This window comes from Rheinheimera pleomorphica, from assembly GCF_011634895.1.
GTDB classification, from domain to species: Bacteria; Pseudomonadota; Gammaproteobacteria; order Enterobacterales; family Alteromonadaceae; genus Alishewanella; species Alishewanella pleomorphica.
Genome location: NZ_SIRR01000003.1, coordinates 1 through 22055 on the forward strand (window position 1 = coordinate 1; position 22055 = coordinate 22055).

Genomic DNA, 22055 nt, shown 5'->3' on the forward strand with positions numbered 1-22055 from the left:
TCCGAACTCAGAAGTGAAACGCAGCTGCGACGATGGTAGTGTAGCATTCGCTATGCGAGAGTAGTTCACCGCCAGGCTCCCAAATAAATAAGCCCTTCGTGAAAACGAAGGGTTTTTTTATTGCTGATGCTGTAGTTCACCGCTGGTAGGCCAGCCCCGCAGCCTCCCATTCCAAACCCCGCTCTACCGAGCGGGGTTTTTTATTTTCCGCATTTATGCAGAAAGGCTCGACAAATTACCGACAAAGATTAACACTAAAACGAGTACACAAGGAGCAGGCTTTGTTATTAGTGAATAATCTGCGGCAATGGATGCGACTGTTATTGCTTGTCATCTTGCTAGTTCTATTTTTGTCCTCGAATTTGCTTTACGCGCTAATGTCAGTAGGTCTGGTCGGTCTAATCCTGCTCAATGCTCTGTTGCTCGCAGCAGCTAGCGCTTTGTGGTGGTTGTTTTCCTATCAGCACAAACAGTTGCAGCAGGATAATGCTCTGCTGCACAGCAGTATCGTGCAGCTGGAACAACGACTGGAGTTGCCCACCATGCCGGCACAGAGTAAAGCTGAAATACTGCAGCAGGTAGCTGAGCGCATCAGTCATCTGGTTAAGCGAGATCAGGAAGTTCGTCACTTAGTCAGAGTACAAGGGCTTATTGATCATGAGCTTGAAGTTGGCAACAGGGTGTTTTTTGAGAGCAAATTACAGCATTATCTGAATGACGCATCTGAGCCTGATACAGGAGCCTTATACATTATTCAACTAAGCCAGCCGGATGCGGGTCATGCCGGTATCAAGCACTTACAGCGGTTACGAGGATGCGTCGATATTCTGCATGGACTCGCTGCAGGATATAGCGATACCGTTCTGGCACGTTTGTCTGACAATGATTTAGCCTTGCTGGTTGCCGGTCTATCCGCCAGAGACATGGAAAAACTTGGCGACCGGATGGCGACACTATTGAGTCGGGCCAGCTGTTTTGCCGAGTGTAGCCAGCAGGACGTATTACATATTGGCTATGCGGCTTATCAACGCGGCGAGGCGTCCTATCAGCTGCTGTCAGAAGCTGATATGGCATTGAAGACCGCACAATTACATGGCCCAAATGCAGCCTATGGTCTGGTGCAGCAGGAAGGTAAGCCGCTGGCCAAAGGCTCAGTCTGGTGGCGTTCGGAGTTAAGCAAAGCATTACAAGAGCAGCGCTTAGTTTTGACATTTCAGCCGGTATTTTCCTGGCAGGACGGCGAAATTCTACAGCACGAAGTGTTGATCCGCTTGCAAAGCAGTGAGGGCAACACCGTGCCGGCAGCCATCTTTCTGCCTATGGCACATAATTGTGGTTTGGCAAGTCAGATAGACCAACATGTATTATTAAAAGCGGCCAGGCTATGCGCTGTCGACTCCCGTACTTACAGCCGGTGCAGCATTAATGTCAGTATCCAGTCTCTGTTAGATCCGCAGTGGTGGCAGTGGCTGGAACAGATGCTGTTGTCAGGCCAACTGGAACCTGAGCAAATGGCGCTGGAAGTCACCGAGCATCATATGCTGAAACACTATAAGCAGCTAAAAGCACGTCTGCTAAAACTGCACAAAGCAGGCTTCACCCTGATAGTGGATCAGGTTGGCTTATTGCTTGAAACTGCAGTTTATGCTGAAGAGCTGCCTTTGGAATCGGTCAAGCTGCATCCGTCGGTAGTGCGCAATATAGATCAACACCTAGAACAACAGTTATTTGTGCGTGGCCTGGTTGCCAGCTATGCTGGAAAAGGCATCCGCGTGCTGGCAACGGGAGTCGAACTGGAACAAGAATGGCTGACCTTACAGAAACTGGGTATCGCGGGTGGCCAAGGTTTTTATTTCAGCCAGCCGTTGAACCAGATAATAACGCAAGGTCAGTTGCAGTAATTAAACCGCGGTAGTGCAAACCCTGTAACCCCTGCAAACCACCCGTATGCAAAAAGCTGACTCTGCTGCCGGCGGCTATCTGACCCGACGTGATCATAGAAAACAGCCCCGCCAGTGCTTTGCCGGTGTAGATTGGCTCGACGTACAGCTGATGCCTGGCCATATCGCGACAAAATTGCAATAAGCCATCGTCAAAGCGGGCATAGCCGGCGCCGGTATAGTCAGTACTAAGTTGCCAAAGCCTGGTGCTACTTTGTGGCAGCAGTAATTGCTTGATCTTTTCTGGCAAAGTACGGTCTTTTACTACGGCTATACCTAATACCGGGGTTGTGTGGCGGTTTATGATACCGGCCAGGGTGCCTCCGCTGGCCGATGCACAGACGAGCAGATCGGCCGCGCCTTCTGGCGTCATGGCTAACTCAAGTTCAGCAACGCCTCTGGCTCCTTCGGCTGACGTACCGCCCTCCGGCAGGCTAAGCAATTGCGGATGTTGTTGCTGTAACTGCCGGATAAAATGCGCGTCATGGCGCTGGCGGTAACGGCTGCGGTCTAACGTCTTAAGCTGCATGCCCTGCGCGGCACAAAAGGCCAGCGTAGGATTGTTCAGGTCGAGGCTGTCGCTTCTTACATAGGCGACACTTTGCAAACCCAATAACTTGCAGCTGGCCGCCACTGCAGATAAATGATTAGAAAAGGCACCGCCAAAGGTAAACACACCCGCTTTTTGTTGTTGAAATACGTCTGCCAGGGCGTATTTCAGCTTCAGACATTTATTACCTGACACCTGAGGTATTGCCGTATCGACAGAGCAAATCCAAAGCTGCACCTGGTATCGGGCCAACACCGGATGCGAAAGCTGCTGCCAATGGGTTTTAGTTGTTAAAAGCTGAACTTCAGATGAATACAACATGGTAAGACACATGACAGTAAGGCTAATAGTCGCTAGTATAGCGTTACACAGGGCGTGAATGGCAGCATTATGCTGAGGAAAATTCTACATCGTTTCAGTCATATATCGGCAAGCAAACCGCAATCACTGGCATTATATGTCGGCAGCAGTGTGCTGAGTCTGGTTGAAGTCAGTAACACACAAATAGAGCATTCTGTTAGCGTTAGCTATGGGCCAGGCAAACTGGCAGCTGAACTAAGCCGGATACTGTCAGCTGTCAGTTCAGGCAGTCAGCTGCGCATTGTATTAGCGCCGGACTTTTATCAACTGGTGCAGTTGGATAAGCCCGCGCTGGCCGACACTGAAATGCTGCAAGCTTTACCCTGGCAAGTAAAGGATTTAGTGACGATAGCCCCGGAAGATATGGTGGCAGATTATATCGATTTACCCGCCGCCGGCGGGGCGCAAAGTAAAATCAATGTGGTGGCGGCCAGCTTTAGTTGGCTGCAGCCTCTGGTGCAGCAAGTAACACAAGCAGGCATCGAGGTGTTGTCAATTGAACCGGAAGAGTGGTTGGCGTCGCGGCTGATTGCGCCTACCAGCCAAGCAACGATGCTGGTTATTCACCAGCCAGCTCAGGAAGTGCTGATACAGATTGTTCGCAATGGTATTTTATATTTTTCGCGCCGTACCCGCGGCTTTGCTAACTTAGATCAAAAAGCACCGGGCGGTTTTAATGACGGCACGCTGGATCGGCTACAGCTGGAGTTGCAACGCTCGCTGGATTATTTCGAAAGCCAGTTGAAACAGGCACCGGTGCGGGACATCCGGCTGTTAATGACAGAGGCGCCGTTAATATGCGAGCTGTTGGCGCAAAGTGGTTTCAGCCGGGTTGAGCCGCTAACTGAAGCCATGCCGGACTCAGCATTAACCACAGCGCAATTGTTACAGTGCTGGCCGGCAGCCGCGGCGTTAATGCCGCATACGGCGGAGCTATCCTGATGAAACAACAGGTTAATCTTTACCAGCAAAGGCTGCATCCGGTGCGGCAAACTTTCAGCTTATCGCGCCTGGCGCTAAGCTGGGCGTTGCTAGTGTTGTTTATCTTGCTACTGGGTTTGGGCTTGCAACAGCAGCAGCGACAACTGACCAAGCAACTGCAACAACAGCAGCAGCAACTGGACCAGCAGTTACAGGAAATTACGCTGTTTCAGCAAGCATTGGCGCAGCGCCAGCCGCCGGCAGATCTGGTAAAGCAGTTGCAGCTTATTGAGCGTAGTGTGCAGCAAAAGCAGCATTTACTCGGCTACTTAACGGAACAACAGCAGCAGGCCAGCCAGTTTTACAGTCCGGTACTGCAACATTTGCAACAGATCGACCGGCCGGAGATCTGGTTAACCGGCTTTGATTTAAGACAACACCATAGCAGTTTCCGTGGTGTAGCATTGCGCCCGGATACGGTGCCACTTTGGCTGGACGATATGCGTCAACTTAGCTACTTTCGCGGCCAGCGCTTTAGCCAGGTGCAAATGCAACAGGTGGCAGAAAAAGCCGCGGTAGCTTTTGAATTGGTAGCAAACCAGGATCCTGAAACATGAAACAGTGGCAGCTACTGAATGAGCGTTTTAATCAACTGCAGCAGCGGGAAAAACTGCTGTTGTGGGCCAGCAGCCTGCTGCTGACGCTGTGGCTGTCGGCGATTTACTGGCTGCAACCGATGTGGCAAATGCAGCTTAGCAGCGAAAAACAACTACACAGCCTGCAGCGACAGCAGTCGGACGCGCAGCAACTCAGTGCTGGCTTACGCCAGCAGGTCAGCACCGATATGGCAGATGACTATCGTCAGCGCATTGACGCACTGCAACAACAGCAACAGCAGCTGAGTGAGCAAATCAGGCTAAGCGCCAGCCACTTTATTGGTGCGGAGCAAATGGTGACCTTGTTGCAAAATGTACTGCAAAGCAGCCGCGGTGTGCAGCTGAAAAGCTTGCACAGCTCGCCAGCCGAGCCGGTAAAATTACAGGGCCAGAGTGAAACGGATACCACGCTGTTATATCAGCACAAACTCAGGCTAACGATCAGCAGCAGTTATGCCAATTTATATCAGGTATTACAGCGCATGGAGCAGTTGCCCTGGCTGGTTAACTGGGCCGCACTGCAGTATCAGGTGACTGAGTATCCGCAGGCAGATATGACATTAGAACTTATTACAGTGAGCGAGAATGAAGACTTTATCCGGCTGTAGTCTGGCGCTGCTGGTCATCGCCATCAGTATGACAGCCATGGCGGATCCAACACGGCCGGCGCCTGGCTGGCAAGGTAAAGATGATAACAGCAAAGCGCAACCGGCTATCGATATCAGGTTGCAGTTAATCAAACAAACTGACAGCGGCCCTGTCGCCTTGCTCAATGGTCAATTGGTGCGTAAAGGTGAGTATTACCAGCAATATCAGGTGCTGGAAATCCAGAATAAGCAGGTTGTTTTGCAGCTAAATGGCGAACGACAAGTGGTGCGGTTACTTAATACAGCGATAAAACAATATGAAGATTAACATTATTGCCAAGCTAGGTTGGGGATGTGTCGGCATACTGCTGGCAGGTTGTCAGGCGTTTACCCCTGACGAACAGGCGCAACACGCCCGCAGCGTATTGCAACAGGCGCAGCAGAGCCCGGCACAGCCGGCAGTTGCGCCGGCGGTGCCGGCAGCGGTTACCGAGGATTTGCTCAACAGCGCCTATGCACCGCAACAACCCGCATTACCGCGTTTTAATGTGGCTGCTCTGCAGGCTGAACTGCCAGACTTTTTCCAGTCGCTGGTCAGCGATACACCTTACAGTGTGGTGTTGCATCCGGGTATCAGTGGCCAGATTAGTCTGCAGCTAAAGCAGGTCACTCTGTCCGAAGCCATGGCTGTGGTGCAGCAGCTATATGGCTTTGATATCCGCCAGCAAGGGCTGGTATATAAAATTTACCCGGCTGGCCTGCGCACCGAAACGATAGCCGTAAACTATCTGATGTTACAGCGTCAGGGTTTTTCGTCCATCGCGGTCAATTCCGGCGGTGTGTCGCAAGATAATCAGAATGGCCAGAACGGACAGAACAACCGCAATAGCAGCGGTTCTCAGGGCAACTTAGGCCAGGGTAATTTGGGTAATCAGAGTCAATCGCAGTATGGTCAGCAGCAATTTAACGGCAGCACCATTCAAAGTGAAAGTAAAACCGATTTCTGGAAAGAGTTAGAGAAAGCGGTTAGCACCGTGCTCGGCAATGGCCCGCAGCGCATGGTGGTGGTGACACCGCAAGCTGGCTTAGTTACCGTACGCGGCATGCCGGACGAAATTGCCGCGGTAAAGGCTTATCTGGGCCAGTCTGAGCGGCATTTGCAGCGCCAGGTTGTGCTGGAAGCAAAAATTATTGAAGTCACCTTAAATGACGAATACCAGCAAGGTATTAACTGGCAGAATGCCATCGCTAATTTGCGCAACACCAGCTTTAACTTCAGTACCAGTGGTGCTGTTGCCAGCAATGCTATTAGCACCTCATTGGGTGGGGTTACCGCCATTTCGTTTAATAACGTCGATTTTAACGGTGTGATTAATCTGTTAGAAACACAGGGCAATGCCCAGGTACTGTCCAGTCCGCGGGTTACCGCCATGAATAACCAAAAAGCAGTGATTAAAGTGGGCCAGGACGAGTATTTTGTTACCAATGTCAGTACCGACACCATAGTGGGCACCGGCGGTACGACCAGCTCACCCAATATTACTCTGCAGCCGTTTTTCTCGGGCATTGCACTGGATGTGACGCCGCAAATTGATCAAAACGGTAGTGTTATTTTGCATGTGCATCCTTCAGTAACCGAAACCGCAGAACAAAGCAAAACCATCCGCTTCAGTAATGAAGAAGTGATCCTGCCGCTGGCGCAAAGTAACATCCGTGAGTCGGATACTATTATCCGCGCCCGCAGCGGCGAAATCGTAGTCATCGGTGGCTTAATGCAAACCGTGACCAGCGACAGTGAGTCCCGTACGCCGGTGTTAAGTGCTATTCCGGTATTGGGCAAATTGTTTACCAGTATCAATAAAGTCGAGAAGAAAAAAGAGCTGGTGATTTTGCTTAAGCCCACCGTAGTCGGCGAGGGCGTGTGGCAGCAACAGATCCGCCAGTCGGCAGACTATATTTCTGACTGGTACCCACAGTAACCATGTATCAGCACCACTTTCACCTACAGCAGATGCCGTTTGGCTTAACGCCGGATACGGCGTTCTTTGTGCCGTTGCAGCAACATCAGGATATGCTGGCATTACTAAAAACGGCGCTGGCAGCTGGTGAAGGTTTTATTAAAGTGTGTGGTGAGGTTGGCAGCGGTAAAACCTTGCTATGCCGCAAATTATTGCAGCAAGCCTTGCCCGACTGGCAGTTGGCTTATATCCCGGATCCGATGCTAACGCCGCTGGAGCTGCGCTGGGCGTTAGCGCTGGAGCTGGGCCTGAAACATTCCGCCAATATTGACCCGCCACAGCTGTTGCAGTTACTACAACGCCAGCTAATGTTGCTGTCAGCGCAGGGTAAAAAAGCCATAGTGCTGATTGACGAAGCTCAGGCCTTGCCAGATGACACCCTGGAAGCATTACGGTTACTCACCAACCTGGAAACCGAGCAGCGTAAACTAGTGCAGGTCGTGTTATTTGCCCAGCCTGAGCTTGATAGCAGGCTGGCCAGTTATCGCTTTCGTCAGCTGCGCCAGCGTATTACTTTCTCCGGCCAGCTGACCTTACTTAGCCGCACACAGGTGGCGGCTTATTTACAGCAACGCTTGCGTCAGGCCGGGGCGCAGCGGCCATTATTTAGCCGTGCGGCACTCAGTGCGCTTAGCCGATACAGCCGGGGCATTCCAAGGTTAGTAAATATTCTGGCGCATAAAGCCTTATTACTGGCTTTCGGTGAAGGTAAGCCACAAGCAGGCTATGGCCATGTCAGGTTGGCGGCAATCGACACTGAGGATGTACGGACCAAGCCGCTGCGCTGGTGGTATGGTGCTGCAGCGGCTATGGCGCTGACCGCTGTTGCCCTGGCGGCATCCAGGCCCTGGTGGCAAAACTGGAGCCTGTTATGAGTGTCCTGAATAAAATGTTGCGTGATTTGGAGCACCGTCAGCAACACCTCAGTACCGATAACGACAGGGCGGTGCCGGGCGTAGCCGTAGACGATGGCCGGCCTTTATGGCTTAACCTGCTGTTAGTGCTTAGCTTTATATTGTTGTGCTTTGCCGTGTACGCCATTTTAAGCCGCTCTGTCACAGCCAGCAAACAAACTGCAACCAGCGTCGCGCAGCATGCTGCGCTAACCGCTGCCGACAGCCCGGTTAAGGCTGCCGCGGATAAAGCTGATATCGCCGCCGATAATACAGCAGCGCAGGTGCCCCAGCGGGTAGCTGATGCGCCTCAACCGGCAGTTATTGCTGCTATGCCGGCCGATACTGTCCCGCCAGATATTAACGAAGACCGCCCCAGTGCCCCCGCTATGCTGCCCGGTGATAGGGCGCTGGCCCAGCCAAATCGCGGCGATAGCCACGTAGCCGACGAACCGCCGTTAACCGATAGCCGCAGCGCCGAGGTGCCAGCGCAGCCGGCAAAACCGGCCGCCCGGGCGGTAACCATAGAGCGCGCCGGCCTGACGGTGGCGCAACAGGCCGAGGTATTGATGCAGCAAGCCCTGGCTGCCGAGCAAAGCGGCGAGTTACAGCAGGCCTTACAGCGCTGGCAGCAGGTACAGGCGCTTACGCCCACACAAAGCAGGCCTTATCTGGCGCAAGCCAGAATTTGGCAGCTGTTAGGGCAAACCGCGCAGTCAGTGCAGGTGTTGCAGCAAGCGTTGGCGCAGCGCATCGTTGATGCTGATATCCAGCTGCTGCTGGCACAACAGGCGGCTGCGCGGCAGCAGTGGCAACAAGTCACGGATTTACTGCCAGAGCAGTTTGAGCTGGCACAACAAGTAGAATATTACGGCCTTAAAGCCACGGCGCTGCAGCAATTGGGGCAGCCGCAAGCGGCACTAAATTGGTTTGCCCAACTGGTAAGGTTGCAGCCAGAGCAAGCGCGCTGGTGGCTGGGAGCGGCACTGGCGTACGACGCCTTACAGCAGCGGCAGCAGGCAAGGTTACATTTTCAGCAGGCATTGCAGCGTGGCGACAGCTTATCGCCCGCCAGCCGTCATTATATTCAACAGCGCTTAGCCGCCACAGAGTAACGCTATGCAAAGACCTCGTTTAAAAATGCGTTTGGGTGACTTACTGGTACATGAGCAGATTATTTCTGCCCCGCAGTTGCAGCAGGCGCTAACGCAACAGCAGCAAACCGGCCGCAAACTGGGCGCAACCCTGACCGAGCTGAAGTTTTTATCTGAGCAGCAGTTACTGCAATTTCTGGCGCAGCAGTTGAATGTGCCTTTTTTGGATATCGCGCAAAAGCGTATTGACCCCAAAGCCGTACAACTGTTACCTGAAGTGCAGGCCCGCCGCTTTAGGGCGCTGGTGCTGGAGGATCATGGCAGCAAAGTACTGGTCGGTATGAGCGACCCGGCTGATTTAGCGGCTTTAGATCAGATTGCTGCTTTGCTGGCGCCACGGCAGATTGAGCTGGCAGTAGTGCGGGAAAGCCAGTTAATAGAAGCCTTTGACACCTTGTACCGTCGTACCAAAGAGATTGAAAGCTTTGCCAGCCAGTTAAAAGCAGAGCATGGTGAAGACAGTGATCTTGATCTGGCCGCGCTGGACGAACAGGCCGATGCTGATAACACTATCGTTAAACTGCTGCAGTCCATTTTTGAAGATGCCGTCCAGGTTAAGGCGTCAGACATTCATATTGAACCGGATGAAAAGGTGCTGCGCATCCGCCAGCGGGTAGACGGCGTGCTGCAGGAAAATATTCTGAATCAGGTCAGTATTGCCTCGGCTCTGGTGCTGCGGCTGAAACTGATGGCGAATCTGGATATTTCAGAAAAACGCTTACCACAGGATGGCCGTTTTCAGATTAACGTGAAAGCGCACCGCATTGATGTGCGTATTTCGACGATGCCGGTGCAATACGGTGAGTCGGTGGTAATGCGTTTACTGGACCAATCGGCGGGCTTGTTGCATCTGGAGGAAACCGGCATGCCGGCACCGTTACTGGCTAAGCTCAGGCGCATTATAAAAAGCCCGCACGGTATGATATTGGTAACCGGGCCGACTGGCTCCGGTAAAACCACCACACTCTATGGTTTGTTAAGTGAATTAAACCAGCAAGGCAGCAAGATCATCACGGTAGAAGATCCGGTGGAATATCGGCTGCCAAGGGTAAACCAGGTGCAGGTAAACCATAAAATTGGCCTGACTTTTTCCAACGTATTGCGTACCACTTTACGGCAAGACCCTGACATTATCATGGTAGGTGAGATGCGCGACCAGGAAACGGCTGAAATGGGTCTGCGCGGCGCCTTAACCGGCCATTTAGTCTTATCAACCCTGCATACCAATGATGCGGTAACCAGTACTCTGCGGCTGATTGATATGGGCGCGGCGCCTTATCTGGTGGCCTCAGCACTGCGGGCCATTATTGCGCAGCGGCTGGTTCGGCGGCTGTGTGATTACTGCAAACAACCCTATCAGCCGGATGAGCTGGAAAGCAGCTGGTTGCGCCATCATAAAGCAAATGCTAACGCCAGGTACTGGCATGCGCCGGGCTGTCAGTCCTGCAATCAGAGCGGCTACAAAGGCCGTTTCGGTGTTTTTGAGCTGCTGATTATCACCAAGCCACTGGCCGATGCACTACGCCGTGACGATACCGCCGGTTTTGCCCAGCTGGCGCATCACAGCGAAGGTTTTACCAGCCTGGGCACTATGGCGCTGCACTATGCCCAGCAGGGGATGACCAGTCTGGATGAAGTGATCCGGGTATCGGAATATCTGGATACCGACCCTGATGCTGCCGTGGCTGATGTTCAGGCCGGAGTTGACTGAGTATGGCGAACTTTCAGTACAGCGCCCGCGATGCCAATGGTAAAGCCGTCAGCGGTGAAATTGAAGCCGGCAATGAGAGCGCCGCGGCCGACTTACTGCGCCGGCGCAACTATATTCCACTCACCATCCAGCCGCTGCAGCCAAGCAGCGGTGTCAGCCTGAGTATGCCGGTGCTGTGGCAGCGTAACGTATCGCTAACCGACCTGATTATGTTGTCGCGGCAAATGTACTCACTGATGAAGGCCGGTATTCCAATTATCCGTGCAATTGAAGGTTTAGCACTTAGCACCAGCTCAAAACGCTTGCAGCAGATCCTCACCGAGCTGGTAGAGCAGCTGCAAAATGGCCGTAACCTGTCGCAGGCGATGGCGGCGCACCCTACTGTGTTCAGCCGCCTGATGGTCAGCATAGTGCATGTGGGGGAGAACACCGGCCGCTTAGATGAAGCCTTTTTACAGCTGACCTACTATTTTGAACAGGAACTGGAAACCCGCAAGCAAATTAAACAAGCCACCCGCTATCCTATCTTTGTGCTGGCAACCTTAGTTGTTGCGATGTTTATTTTAAACCTGTTGGTAATACCGCAGTTTGCCAATATGTTTGCCCGCTTTAACGCCGAGCTGCCATGGTCAACCCAGGCGTTGCTAGCCAGTTCTGCCTTTTTTATTGCTTACTGGCCACTGCTTATCGTGTTGCTGGTAGGGGGCAGCTTTGGCTTACGGCATTACATTAAAACCGACAATGGCCGTAAGGTTTGGGGCCGCTGGAAAATACGTTTTCCCATTATTGGCAGTGTTATTTACCGCGCAACGCTGGGCCGTTTCGCCCGTAGCTTTGGTATGATGTTAAAAGCTGGCGTGCCGATGACCAGTGCGTTAACACTGGTTGCTGATGCGGTGGATAACGATTACCTGGGTGACAATATCCGTGACATGCGGCGCAATATCGAACGCGGCGAAAGCCTGCTTAAGGTCAGCCAGCAAAGCCAGATGTTTACCCCGCTGGTGTTGCAAATGCTGGCCGTGGGTGAAGAAACCGGTGCTATGGATGATATGCTATCAGAAGTGGCCGGCTTTTATGAGCGCGAAGTGGCGTTTGATTTAAAAAGTTTGACCGCCAAAATAGAGCCTATTTTAATTGCCATTGTCGCCGTGATGGTATTAATACTGGCGCTGGGCATTTTTACGCCAATGTGGGATATGCTAAACGCCTACAAAGGCGGTAGCAGTTAAGCTGGATCAAAGCGGAAATATATTAATACGGATGTAATTATAACGATAAGCGATATACTAATGATAATAACCAGTTGGGAGACACAAGTATGAAAAGGCAAACAGGTTTTACCTTAATTGAATTAATTATAGTGGTGATTATTTTAGGCCTGCTGGCCGCCACGGCATTACCACGGTTTTTAAATGTAACCGAACAGGCGGAAGAAGCGTCAATCGAAGGTATTGCTGGTGGCTTTGCTGCTGCAGTGGGCCTTGTACGTGCACAGTGGGAAGTCGAAAGCCGGCCAGGTAAGGACTCCACGAGTGCACAGATTAATTATGACGGCGTACCAGTTGGGGTAGATGGCGGTACCGCCACTCGTACTGGTGGTTACCCAACTACTGATGCTGTTACAAGTAATACTCTTGCCACAACGATGAACAGCGGTGATTGTTTAGGTGTTTTAAATACTATTTTACAAGCCCCCCCAAGGGCGACTAATACTGCTGCAGATTTCAACGACAGTACTAATACTTTGTTTGTTCGTGCTGATGCAAACTTATGCTATTACCATCAGGTTGCGACTGTTGGTGCGGCAGCGCCTACGGGCACCGCTACTCCGGGCAATGGATTTATCTATAATCCTGCCACCGGCCAAGTTAATGTTTTCAAGAACTGAATTTAGATAAGAGATAGGTAGTAATATGAAACGCAATCAAGGTTTTACATTAATAGAGTTAATCATTGTTATCGTCATTCTGGGTATCCTGGCAGTAACGGCAGCTCCCCGGTTTTTAAATTTCTCTGGTGATGCTAAGGCATCAGTACTTCAGGGGGTTGAAGGCGCGGTGAAATCTGCTTCGGCAATGGTATATGGCAAAGCGGTTATTGCCGGTGTACAAAGAGCTGCCCTGTCATGCCTTGACGGTAATACAGTGACGGCTGCTGATGGAGATCCAGCAGCCTGTGCTTCGGGTGAGGATATTATTTTCGGTTACCCGGCAGCCGATGCTGGTGCCATCCGCGCAGTGGCAGATTTAAAAGCCGAAGATTTTGTGTTTAATACGGCTGGGGGCACACCTGTAGCAATACGTATTGCACAAACCACGGCCGACTTAGCGGATGATGGTTGCTATGTAGAGTACACGCAAGCGGCAGATGCTGACACTCAGTTTGCTACAGCTCTTGTTATAACTGGCTGCTAAGCACTGAGTTCAACAGCATGAAAAACGCATCATACCGCGGCTTTACCTTAGTTGAGCTGGTTGTGGTGCTGGTAATAATCGGGGTACTGGCGGTTAGCCTGCTACCCCGTTTTTTTGATGCTACGGGTACCTCGGAGTACCTGTATCGCGATCAGATCATCAATGTAATGCGTAATATCCAACTGCGTGCCATGCAGTGCACCGACAGCGCTTGTCGCAATGACTTAAGCCGCTGCAATGCCCCGGTGCTGTTTATCGGCAGCAGCCTTATTGGCACCAACCCCAGCAGTTGCAGCGACAATCTTATTCAGGTTGGCAGTGGTGAAAATATCAGTTTCAGTTTTAGCCACGGCGTTGATTTATCCTTTAACAGCTTAGGCCAGCCGGTTACTGCCGAAACCCTGCCAAGCCGCCTCTGTACGTCTGGTGGCTGCCAGCTGACAATCAATGCCGCCAATACTCTGCGCATCTGCATTGAAAGCGAAGGCTATATCCACCCATGTTAAAACCGGCCCGTGGCGTTACGCTGATAGAGCTGATTGCCGGCATCGTTGTGCTGGCCATTAGCTTAACGCTTATTACCTCAGTGCTGGGGCCGTTATTTGTTAAATCTGCCGATCCCTGGCATCAGGTACGCGCGGCCGAGCTGGGCCACAGTTTAATGAATGAAATACTGTCGCGTCGCTATGACAAAAACAGTTTTAAAGACGGCAGTGAGCTGCGTTGTGGTGAAAGCGGCGCCCCTGCCTGCAGCGCTATACCGGTATTTGTGCCGCCAAGAAGCGGTGCCCGCTCCGGCTTTGTCGGCGTAGAAGACTATAATGATTATCAAACCAGTGGCGATACATTAACCGACGCCAAAGACAGCGCCTTGGCTGAGCTGTATCGCAGTTATCTGATCGAGGTTGACGTGGTAGACGCAGGCACTCAGCCGGAAAGTTTTGCCAATGTGCGGCGCATCAGCGTTATTGTTACCACCCCCACCGGCGCTGAAGTGCGTTTTACTGCCTATAAGGGTAACTGGTAATGCGCCGCAACGGTTTTACGCTGGTGGAGCTTATTACCGTAATGGTGGTACTGGCTGTGCTGGCGCTGGGTGCCAGCAGCTATATTGGCATTGGTAGCCAGATGTATGTTGATGCGGCCCAGCGTGAGCAGTTGCTGGCGCAAAGCCGCTTTGTTGCCGAACGCCTGGTGCGGGAGCTAAGAAATGCGCTGCCAAACAGTATCAAGGCCGAGAATGATTGTCTGGAGTTTATGCCGATTAAAGCCGTGGGGCTGTATCAGTCTTTAACCGCAGATAGCTTAACCTATAGCTGGTTGAGCGCGCAGGTAGAGGAGAACGATTACATCGTGATCTATGCCCAGTATCCGCAGCATGTCAGGCCCGGCGCACAGAGCAGAGCCAGACAGGTCAGCGCGCTAGGGGCCAATACGCTGACGTTTAGCGGCGCTGCTTTTAGTGTTGAGTCGCCGGCCAGACGATTTTATGTCTATGATGAAACGGTACGTTACTGCCGGCTGGGCGCCAATTTAACCCGCAACGGTGAGCTGATGGCGCAGCAGCTGCAGGCCGATAGCCGTTTTACGGTGGCCGAAGCGACGCTGGAGCGCAATGCGCTGGTAAACCTGTATCTTAATTTTGGCCCCACCGGCAGTGGTATGTTTTTTAACTACGAGGTGCATATTCCAAATGTACCCTAAACCCTATACACAAGGCGGCAGTGCTTTAGTGGTCGCCATTTTTATTATAGTGGTGATGCTGGCGCTGGTGCTGAGCTTGTCACGTTTGCTGATTAGCAGTAGTGAAAATGTGGTGTATGAAGTGCAGGGCACTAAAGCGTTGTTTACTGCGCAAAGCGGGCTTGAGCTGGCGTTAACCGAATTATTCCCGCTGGTTGGCACCGGTAGCTGTAGTGCTAAAAACTATAACTTTAGCTCGGCGACGGAATTAACCGGCTGCAGCGCCGCAGTAAGCTGTGCTGAGCTAACCAATGCGTTACCCGACGGTGGCAGTGTGTTTCGCCTGACCAGTGTGTCAACTTGCAACAGCGCGGATTTTGTCACCAGCCGCAAAGTGCAGATAGAGGTACGTTGATATGCTTAAAGGCTGGTTAAACGCTGTGTTGTTAAGCTTGAGTCTGGTAGTGGCGATGCCATTACTGGCACAGCCGGTATGCTCTGATTTATTTGCCGACCCCTCCGGCATTAACCCTAACCTGGGGGCGAATGGTATTTCCCCCTTTGACCTTGCCAACGTGCCGTGGCAAAACACGCCCTGGCCTGCCAGTGGCACTGTGCTGGCGGGCGGCAATTATTATTTCGGCTCACTCGATGTTGGCAACAATTACCAGTTGTCGGTGGCTGCAGGGCAAAAAGCCGTTATCTATGTCAATGATACCTTTGATGTGCGTAATTTTTTGCGATTGAATGCTAATGGCGATACCGAACAGCTGACACTCGTTGTGCGCGCCAATGTGGCAGTGAATAATTTAGTTGAAATTAATGCGTTAGTGTTTTCAGCCGGCAGCATCAGTATTAATGCACAAAATGTGATTATCGGTGGCCTGGCGGCAAATGGTGCGATAAGTGTTGGTAATTCCACCGTGGTGCGTGATGACGATGCCATTAATGCGCTGCAGCTGCCCGGCTTATGTACAGCAGCCGGATTGCCTTCTGCCAGAGCGCATTACCCGCTGGACTTTTGCCCGGCACAAAATAATAGCATTGTTGCTGATCTCACTGGAAATTACCCGGCCACGGCAATCAATGCTGGCGCAGTGACCGATGGCCAGGTGCTGGAAGCGGCTGATTTTTCTGCCGCCGGCGGTGATTATATCAATGTACCTGCCGCAGCGCTGAATGGCTTAACCAATTTTACCGTGTCAATGTGGTTCAGGCTGGATGCACATAATGATTTCAAACAACTGTTTTCGGCCAGCAATAACCAAACCAGCACTGAACTGGAGTTCTATATCAACGCGGCTAATGAAGTCAGGGCCGGTGTAAAAGGTCAGTATGTTAATTTTGGCGGCGGCAGTGCCAGCCCGGTAGTGGCCAACAACAGCTGGACTCAGGCGACGTTAACCCGCAGTAATGATCAGCTATGTTTGTATTTAAACCAACAACGTATTAGTTGCCAAACAGTAAGTAATGCCAGCCTGAGTGTGAACCGGGCCGCAGTCGGTATTTGGTGGCAACGCAATGGCGCTTTTGATGACGACTTTCGAGGCGACATCGACGAAGTGTTACTATTTCAGCAAGCACTGACACCGGCGCAAGTTAGTGCGATGTATCAAAACCAGCTGGCGGGTAATAGCTTTGATGGCACTGCGCGCTTGAGTAGCTGCGCGCAGTGCTTAACCGACAGTTTTAGTTCCTCTCTGTCTGATAGCTGGGTAACGGCACGCAGCAGCGGTAATTTTACCCCTACGGTGGTTAATAACCGTTTACGTATGACACAGGCAGTGGCCAATCAGTCTACGTCGGCAACTTACCAGCGTTTATATCCGGCGGCCGATAATCTGGTGGTGGTAGAGTTTGATTACTGGGCTTATGGCGGCAACGGTGCTGATGGCTTGGCGCTGGTCTTGTCTGATGCCGAGATTTCGCCGCAGCCAGGCGCCTTTGGGGGGCCGCTGGGATACGGCTTTAAGCCAGGTATTCCAGGCTTTGCCGGCGGTTGGCTTGGTTTTGGTATCGACGAATATGGTAACTACTCTAATGAAGGGGGGAGTACTAATGTTGGCCGGCGGCGTCAGTCGGTGGTGGTGCGGGGCTCAGGAGAAGGAACAGCAGGCTATCGTTATTTGCGCGGTACCTGCAACAATGGTGCAACCAATATCAATACCAATTGCTTATCACCAGCGGTAGATGGCAACCAGAATACCCCGCATCGCTACCGGTTTATCATCGATTCGACTCAGGCTGGTACTACACTGGTATCAGTGCAGCGTGATACAAAGTCTGGTCAGGGATTCGAAAATCTCATCCTTCCATTCAACGTGCAAGAACAGACGGGGCAGGCTCCTGTGCCTGAGAACTTTTTCTTATCCATTACCGGCTCTACCGGCGGCTCTACCAATATTCACGAGCTGGATAATCTCAGCATCTGTGCATTGCGCTCAGAGCCGGTTGGCGTATTAATCGATCATTTTCAATTAAGCCATCCGGCAGAAATGGTCAGCTGTCTGGCGGCGGCGGTTGAAGTAAAAGCCTGTGTAAACCAAGATTGTTCAGATACCTACACTGATCCGGTTGCTGTAACATTAAGCGCCGATGCTAATGCCAGCTGGGTTGGTGGCAATACGATTACACTGAACAACGGCAGCGGCATTGCTTATCTGAGAAACCCGGCTATTGGTGCTAATCCGCAGGTGAGTATCGACGCCATTAGCAGTGTACCTGCGGCCAAAGCATTTTTCCCCGAGCGCAATAGGTGCCTGACAGAGCCAGGTGGTACACCTTGTGAAATCCGTTTTGTTGACTCCGGATTATTATTTGCCGAAGTGGATGGACAAGCGCCGGTAAATCATCAAACAGCAGGTGAAACATTTAATGGTGTGTTGCGTGCCGTACGTAGTAACACCACTACCGGTGCCTGTGATGCAAGAGTACGCGGCCCTAAAGAAGTAGAGCTAGGCTTTAGTTGTGAAAATCCTGGCACTTGCATTTCTGGACAGCAGTTTTCAGTAGATGAAACGCCAATTGCCGCCAACGATGCTGGTACAGTTAACAACCGCACGACGCTTATGTTGAACTTTGACGATACAGGCTCAGCGCCTTTAGCAATGAACTATAGCGATGTAGGGCAGCTTAGATTACACGCCCGGCTGGCGCTGGCGGAGCAGCTGCCCGATCCGGCAATCACGTTGCAAACCAGCAGCAACGCTTTTGTCGTGCGGCCGCATACTCTGGCGGTGGTGCAGGCAACGCGCCCCGATGGCACAGCCAACCCCGGCACCACCAACTCGGGCGATGGTTTTATCGCCGCCGGTGAGCCGTTTAACGTTGTGATAGAAGCGCAAAATGCCGCGGGTGCCGCGACGCCTAATTTTGGCCGGGAAAATCCGCGGCAACAGGTTGAGTTAGCCTTTTCAGCGCTGGCGTACCCTGATACTGGCAGTAACGGGGTGTTAAATGCAGGGGCAACAGACTTAACGCAACCGGCAGCGAACGGCCGCCAGCAGGTCAGCAACGTTCGCTGGAATGAAGTGGGCAGTATCAATCTGCAAGCCAGGCTAAACAATGATAGCTATCTGGCGACGTCTGATGTTGCCGTTAAACCGGACAGCGCTGATATCGGCCGCTTTTATCCACACCACTTCGAACTGGTTAGCAGCGAGGTCACTAACAGCTGCAATAACATCTTCAGCTATATGTCGCAGCCGGCGCTGACGATTAACTATCAGTTGGCAGCAAAAGGGGCCGCCGGCAATACCTTGTTTAACTACCATTCAACCGATTATAGCGGTACGGCGGTTGCAACCGTGGTGGCAGAGCAAGATGCGGTTCGTCTGCCGGCAGATCGTTTCAGTGTCGTCGCGGCTAACTGGCAGCGTGGTGTCTATAATGTTGAGCAAGATAATGCAAGCTTTAACCGTGCAGCACAGCGAGATGGCCCTTATGCTGCACTGCAACCTGGTATAAAACTGCTGTTAGAGCAGGATGGCCGTGATTTTCAAAGCTACACCCTGGGCGCAGACGCTGCGGCGCTTGATGGCAGGTTAAATATGCGCTTTGGCCGTCTGGCGCTGGACAATACCTATGGCCCGGAGCACGAAAGCCTGCCGGTCAGGTTGCAGGCGCAGTACTGGCATAGCCCAACGCAGCGTTTTATCGATAATAGCGAGGATAATTGCACAGTGTTAAGCGCTGGCACCGTTGTACAGCCCGGTAGCAGTAATATAAATTTGCAGCTGCAAAAAGAACAACCTTATGTTGGTGCCGCGACGCTAACACTGCAAGCCAGCAGCAACCCGCAAGCGGCCTTTACCGCGATGCAACAAGGCAGCAGTGTGATTGATGGTGTGCCGGCACTGCTGTTGCCGGCAACAGGAGAGCGCGGTCGCGGCGAGATGGAGTATCTGGCGCCGATCTGGTTGCAAGGCGACTGGGACAGCGATGGGGTATTTGACGACAACCCGCAAGCTGAATTTATGTTTGGTCGCTTTCGTGGCAACCCGCGGCAAATTTCCTGGCGTGAACTTTTTCAGTGACGGTTCATCTGACTGCTGTATGCTGCGCGCGCCAGGCTGGCGGCAGATAAATAACGCCGGGGCTTGGTTTAATTGCATAAAAATGTAAGATAAAGCTATTCACTTGGCGGGGAGTTACATAGAATAACCCCAGCACTAATTACTACCCATGTGACGCCACAGCTCAGCGCTGTTGAGTGGTTGTTCGGCGCGCGGGCTAATAAGGATCCGGTTCTTTCATGTTTAATAAATTGCGTGGCCTCTTTTCCAACGACTTATCTATCGATTTAGGTACAGCAAATACGCTGATTTACGTAAAAGATCAGGGCATAGTGCTGAATGAACCGTCTGTGGTGGCCATTCGGCAGGAACGTGCCGGCGGGCCAAAAAGTGTCGCGGCAGTGGGCCACGCTGCAAAACGGATGCTGGGCAGAACGCCGGGCAATATTAAAGCGATCCGGCCGATGAAAGACGGTGTTATCGCCGACTTTTATGTGACAGAGAAAATGCTGCAGCACTTTATCCGCCAGGCGCACAGCAACAGTTTTTTACGTCCCAGCCCACGCGTGCTGGTATGTGTACCATGCGGCTCTACCCAGGTTGAACGCCGCGCCATCCGTGAATCGGCGCAAGGCGCTGGCGCCCGTGAAGTATATTTAATTGACGAGCCGATGGCGGCCGCTATTGGTGCCGGCCTGCCGGTGTCAGAAGCGACTGGCTCTATGGTGGTTGATATTGGTGGTGGTACTACCGAAGTGGCCATTATCTCGTTAAACGGTGTGGTGTACTCATCCTCTGTGCGCATTGGTGGCGATAAATTTGACGACGCTATCGTCAACTATATCCGTCGCAATTACGGTATCTTAATTGGTGAAGCTACGGCCGAACGCATTAAAACCGAAATTGGTTCGGCGTACCCCAGCGATGATGTACTGGAAATTGAAGTGCGTGGCCGTAACCTGGCCGAAGGTGTACCGCGCAGCTTTACCATGACCAGTAACGAAATTTTAGAAGCGCTGCAAGAGCCGCTGGCTGGTATTGTCAGTGCCGTGATGGTGGCACTGGAGCAGTCACCGCCAGAGCTGGCATCGGATATTTCTGAGCGTGGCATGGTACTTACCGGTGGTGGCGCCTTATTGCGCGATCTGGATCGCTTACTGATGGAAGAAACAGGTATCCCGGTGGTGGTAGCCGATGATCCCCTGACCTGTGTCGCCCGTGGTGGTGGTAAAGCCCTGGAGATGATAGATATGCACGGCGGTGATGTGTTCAGTTATGACTAACTGAGCACGGCCGCGGTGCTAGTACTGGTATGAATCAAATTTATAGTCGGGGCCCGTCTTTGCCACTGCGGTTGTTTTTAGCCGTGGTGCTAAGTGCTGGCCTGATGTTCCTCGACCGCTTTACCGACAGCTCTACCCAACTGCGTAGTTACCTCACCAGTGCCGTCAGCCCGCTGTTTTATGTTGCCAGCTTGCCGCAAGCGCTGTTTTCCGGCGCGTCTGAACAATTTATGTCGCAGCAAGCCGTGCTGGATGAAAATGCCCGTTTAAAAGAAACCTTATTGCAGCAAAGCGGCCAGTTGCAGCTGTTGCGCTTTTTACAGCAGGAAAATGAAAAACTGCGCGCCTTACTGGGTTCATCGGCGGTTGTCAGCGGCGAGCGGCTGGTGGCCGAGGTGCTGGCAGTATATAGCCACCCGTTCAGCCATCAGGTGGTGCTGAATAAAGGCAGTAAAGACGGCGTCACGGAGTTTCAGCCGGTGATTGACGATCAGGGTGTGGTGGGCCAGATTGTCAGCGTTGGCCCCACCAGCAGCCGCGCGCTGTTAATTTCTGATAACACCCATGCGTTGGCCGTGCGCGCCGAACGCACCGGCGTGCGTGCTCTTGTTGAGGGTCTGGGCCAGTGGGACTTGCTGCGGGTTATGCATTTACCCCACAGTACCGATATCCGCGAAGGTGACCGCTTATTAAGTTCGGGCCTGGATGGCCGCTTTCCGGAAGGTTACCCGGTAGCTAAAGTGGTTCGTATTAGCCAGGACGCCAGCCAGCCGTTTATGGTGGTGTATGCCGAGCCTTATGCCCAGCTGGATCGGGTACGCCATGTGCTACTGTTATCTAAGCCAGATGCTGCAGTGGCAGCCGCTGCGGAGCTACCCTGATGCGTAAACCAGAACGACTGGGCTTTATTTATCTGTCGGTGTTTGTCGCCTTACTGCTGACGGTGATGCCGATGCCTCAAATGGTGAAACTGGCGCGGCCCGACTGGGCGTTACTGGTGCTGATGTACTGGGCGATGGCCTTGCCACAACGGGTCAGTGTGCTGACCGCCTTTTTTACCGGCTTTATTGTCGACGTGCTGGTGGGCACCGTGCTGGGCGTAAATGCGCTGGCCTTTGCGGTGGTGATCTTTGTTGTGGCGCAGCACCATCTTAAAATCCGCAATTTCTCTGTGGTGCAGCAGTCGTTGTTGCTGGGCTTGTTGCTGGCACTGTATCAGCTACTGTTATTCTGGCTTAGCCATTTTCTTACCGGGGTCTATTTCCGGCCGCAGTATTTATGGCCGGTACTAACCGGTATGCTGGTGTGGCCCTGGTTATTCTGGCTATTGCGCCGCTACCGGCGACAGTTAAAAATCCAATGAATTCT

21 protein-coding genes are annotated in these 22055 nt (G+C 52.3%); 20 read left to right on the forward strand and 1 reads right to left on the reverse strand.

Going from position 1 to position 22055, the window contains the following annotated elements:
- Window positions 1-440 precede the first annotated feature (440 nt).
- Window positions 441-1901, forward strand: coding sequence for an EAL domain-containing protein (locus EYB30_RS01190; protein ID WP_241697928.1), 1461 nt, complete (start codon window positions 441-443; stop codon window positions 1899-1901).
- Here the strand turns inward: EYB30_RS01190 and EYB30_RS01195 are convergent.
- Window positions 1855-2811: a 1-aminocyclopropane-1-carboxylate deaminase/D-cysteine desulfhydrase gene (locus EYB30_RS01195; protein ID WP_166836175.1), complete on the reverse strand. Its 957-nt coding sequence runs from the start codon at window positions 2809-2811 to the stop codon at window positions 1855-1857. The genes EYB30_RS01190 and EYB30_RS01195 overlap by 47 nt on opposite strands.
- Window positions 2812-2880: 69 nt before the next feature.
- On the opposite strand from EYB30_RS01195, the gene EYB30_RS01200 reads away from it, so the two are divergent.
- From EYB30_RS01200 to mreD, 19 genes are all read left to right on the forward strand, one after another.
- A complete protein-coding gene (locus EYB30_RS01200) occupies window positions 2881-3792 on the forward strand; it encodes a hypothetical protein (RefSeq protein WP_166836177.1) in 912 nt (303 codons plus the stop codon).
- Window positions 3792-4388 (forward strand): PilN domain-containing protein, encoded by a 597-nt coding sequence (locus EYB30_RS01205; RefSeq protein WP_166836179.1) that lies wholly within the window; start codon window positions 3792-3794, stop codon window positions 4386-4388. Before EYB30_RS01200 ends, EYB30_RS01205 begins: the two co-directional genes overlap by 1 nt.
- Window positions 4385-5035, forward strand: a complete 651-nt coding sequence (locus EYB30_RS01210) for a hypothetical protein (protein WP_166836181.1) — start codon at window positions 4385-4387, stop codon at window positions 5033-5035. The genes EYB30_RS01205 and EYB30_RS01210 overlap by 4 nt, the downstream gene beginning before the upstream one ends.
- The gene (locus EYB30_RS01215) at window positions 5013-5342 is read left to right on the forward strand and encodes a hypothetical protein (RefSeq protein ID WP_166836183.1); all 330 of its coding nucleotides are present in this window, start codon (window positions 5013-5015) and stop codon (window positions 5340-5342) included. The genes EYB30_RS01210 and EYB30_RS01215 overlap by 23 nt, the downstream gene beginning before the upstream one ends.
- A complete protein-coding gene (gene mshL / locus EYB30_RS01220; protein WP_166836186.1) occupies window positions 5332-6993 on the forward strand; it encodes a pilus (MSHA type) biogenesis protein MshL in 1662 nt (553 codons plus the stop codon). Before EYB30_RS01215 ends, mshL begins: the two co-directional genes overlap by 11 nt.
- Window positions 6994-6995: 2 nt before the next feature.
- Window positions 6996-7907 carry an ExeA family protein gene (locus EYB30_RS01225; protein ID WP_166836189.1) on the forward strand — a complete coding sequence of 304 codons (912 nt, stop codon included), beginning with the start codon at window positions 6996-6998 and terminating at the stop codon, window positions 7905-7907.
- Window positions 7904-9040 carry a tetratricopeptide repeat protein gene (locus EYB30_RS01230; RefSeq protein WP_166836194.1) on the forward strand — a complete coding sequence of 379 codons (1137 nt, stop codon included), beginning with the start codon at window positions 7904-7906 and terminating at the stop codon, window positions 9038-9040. The genes EYB30_RS01225 and EYB30_RS01230 overlap by 4 nt, the downstream gene beginning before the upstream one ends.
- 4 nt (window positions 9041-9044) lie before the next feature.
- The gene (locus tag EYB30_RS01235) at window positions 9045-10790 is read left to right on the forward strand and encodes a GspE/PulE family protein (protein ID WP_166836198.1); all 1746 of its coding nucleotides are present in this window, start codon (window positions 9045-9047) and stop codon (window positions 10788-10790) included.
- Between the two features lie 2 nt (window positions 10791-10792).
- Entirely contained in the window at window positions 10793-12022 is a 1230-nt protein-coding gene (locus tag EYB30_RS01240; RefSeq protein WP_166836201.1) for a type II secretion system F family protein, read from the forward strand.
- An 89-nt stretch (window positions 12023-12111) separates the two neighbouring features.
- A complete protein-coding gene (locus EYB30_RS18695; protein WP_166836204.1) occupies window positions 12112-12681 on the forward strand; it encodes a prepilin-type N-terminal cleavage/methylation domain-containing protein in 570 nt (189 codons plus the stop codon).
- A gap of 25 nt (window positions 12682-12706) precedes the next feature.
- Window positions 12707-13207: a prepilin-type N-terminal cleavage/methylation domain-containing protein gene (locus EYB30_RS18700; RefSeq protein ID WP_166836207.1), complete on the forward strand. Its 501-nt coding sequence runs from the start codon at window positions 12707-12709 to the stop codon at window positions 13205-13207.
- 17 nt (window positions 13208-13224) lie between these two features.
- Window positions 13225-13713 carry a prepilin-type N-terminal cleavage/methylation domain-containing protein gene (locus tag EYB30_RS01255; RefSeq protein WP_166836211.1) on the forward strand — a complete coding sequence of 163 codons (489 nt, stop codon included), beginning with the start codon at window positions 13225-13227 and terminating at the stop codon, window positions 13711-13713.
- Window positions 13707-14234 carry a type IV pilus modification PilV family protein gene (locus EYB30_RS01260; protein ID WP_166836214.1) on the forward strand — a complete coding sequence of 176 codons (528 nt, stop codon included), beginning with the start codon at window positions 13707-13709 and terminating at the stop codon, window positions 14232-14234. Before EYB30_RS01255 ends, EYB30_RS01260 begins: the two co-directional genes overlap by 7 nt.
- On the forward strand, window positions 14234-14911 hold the full coding sequence (locus tag EYB30_RS01265; RefSeq protein WP_166836217.1) for a type II secretion system protein: 678 nt from the start codon (window positions 14234-14236) through the stop codon (window positions 14909-14911). Before EYB30_RS01260 ends, EYB30_RS01265 begins: the two co-directional genes overlap by 1 nt.
- Complete coding sequence (locus tag EYB30_RS01270; RefSeq protein ID WP_166836219.1) at window positions 14901-15305, forward strand: type II secretory pathway component; 405 nt, start codon at window positions 14901-14903, stop codon at window positions 15303-15305. The genes EYB30_RS01265 and EYB30_RS01270 overlap by 11 nt, the downstream gene beginning before the upstream one ends.
- A gap of 1 nt (window position 15306) precedes the next feature.
- The gene (locus tag EYB30_RS01275; RefSeq protein WP_166836221.1) at window positions 15307-19425 is read left to right on the forward strand and encodes a DUF6701 domain-containing protein; all 4119 of its coding nucleotides are present in this window, start codon (window positions 15307-15309) and stop codon (window positions 19423-19425) included.
- A gap of 218 nt (window positions 19426-19643) precedes the next feature.
- Window positions 19644-20687 (forward strand): rod shape-determining protein, encoded by a 1044-nt coding sequence (locus EYB30_RS01280; protein WP_008219881.1) that lies wholly within the window; start codon window positions 19644-19646, stop codon window positions 20685-20687.
- Window positions 20688-20716: 29 nt separating this feature from the next.
- The gene (gene mreC / locus EYB30_RS01285; RefSeq protein WP_166836223.1) at window positions 20717-21568 is read left to right on the forward strand and encodes a rod shape-determining protein MreC; all 852 of its coding nucleotides are present in this window, start codon (window positions 20717-20719) and stop codon (window positions 21566-21568) included.
- The gene (gene mreD, locus EYB30_RS01290) at window positions 21568-22050 is read left to right on the forward strand and encodes a rod shape-determining protein MreD (RefSeq protein WP_166836225.1); all 483 of its coding nucleotides are present in this window, start codon (window positions 21568-21570) and stop codon (window positions 22048-22050) included. Before mreC ends, mreD begins: the two co-directional genes overlap by 1 nt.
- Window positions 22051-22055 lie beyond the last annotated feature (5 nt).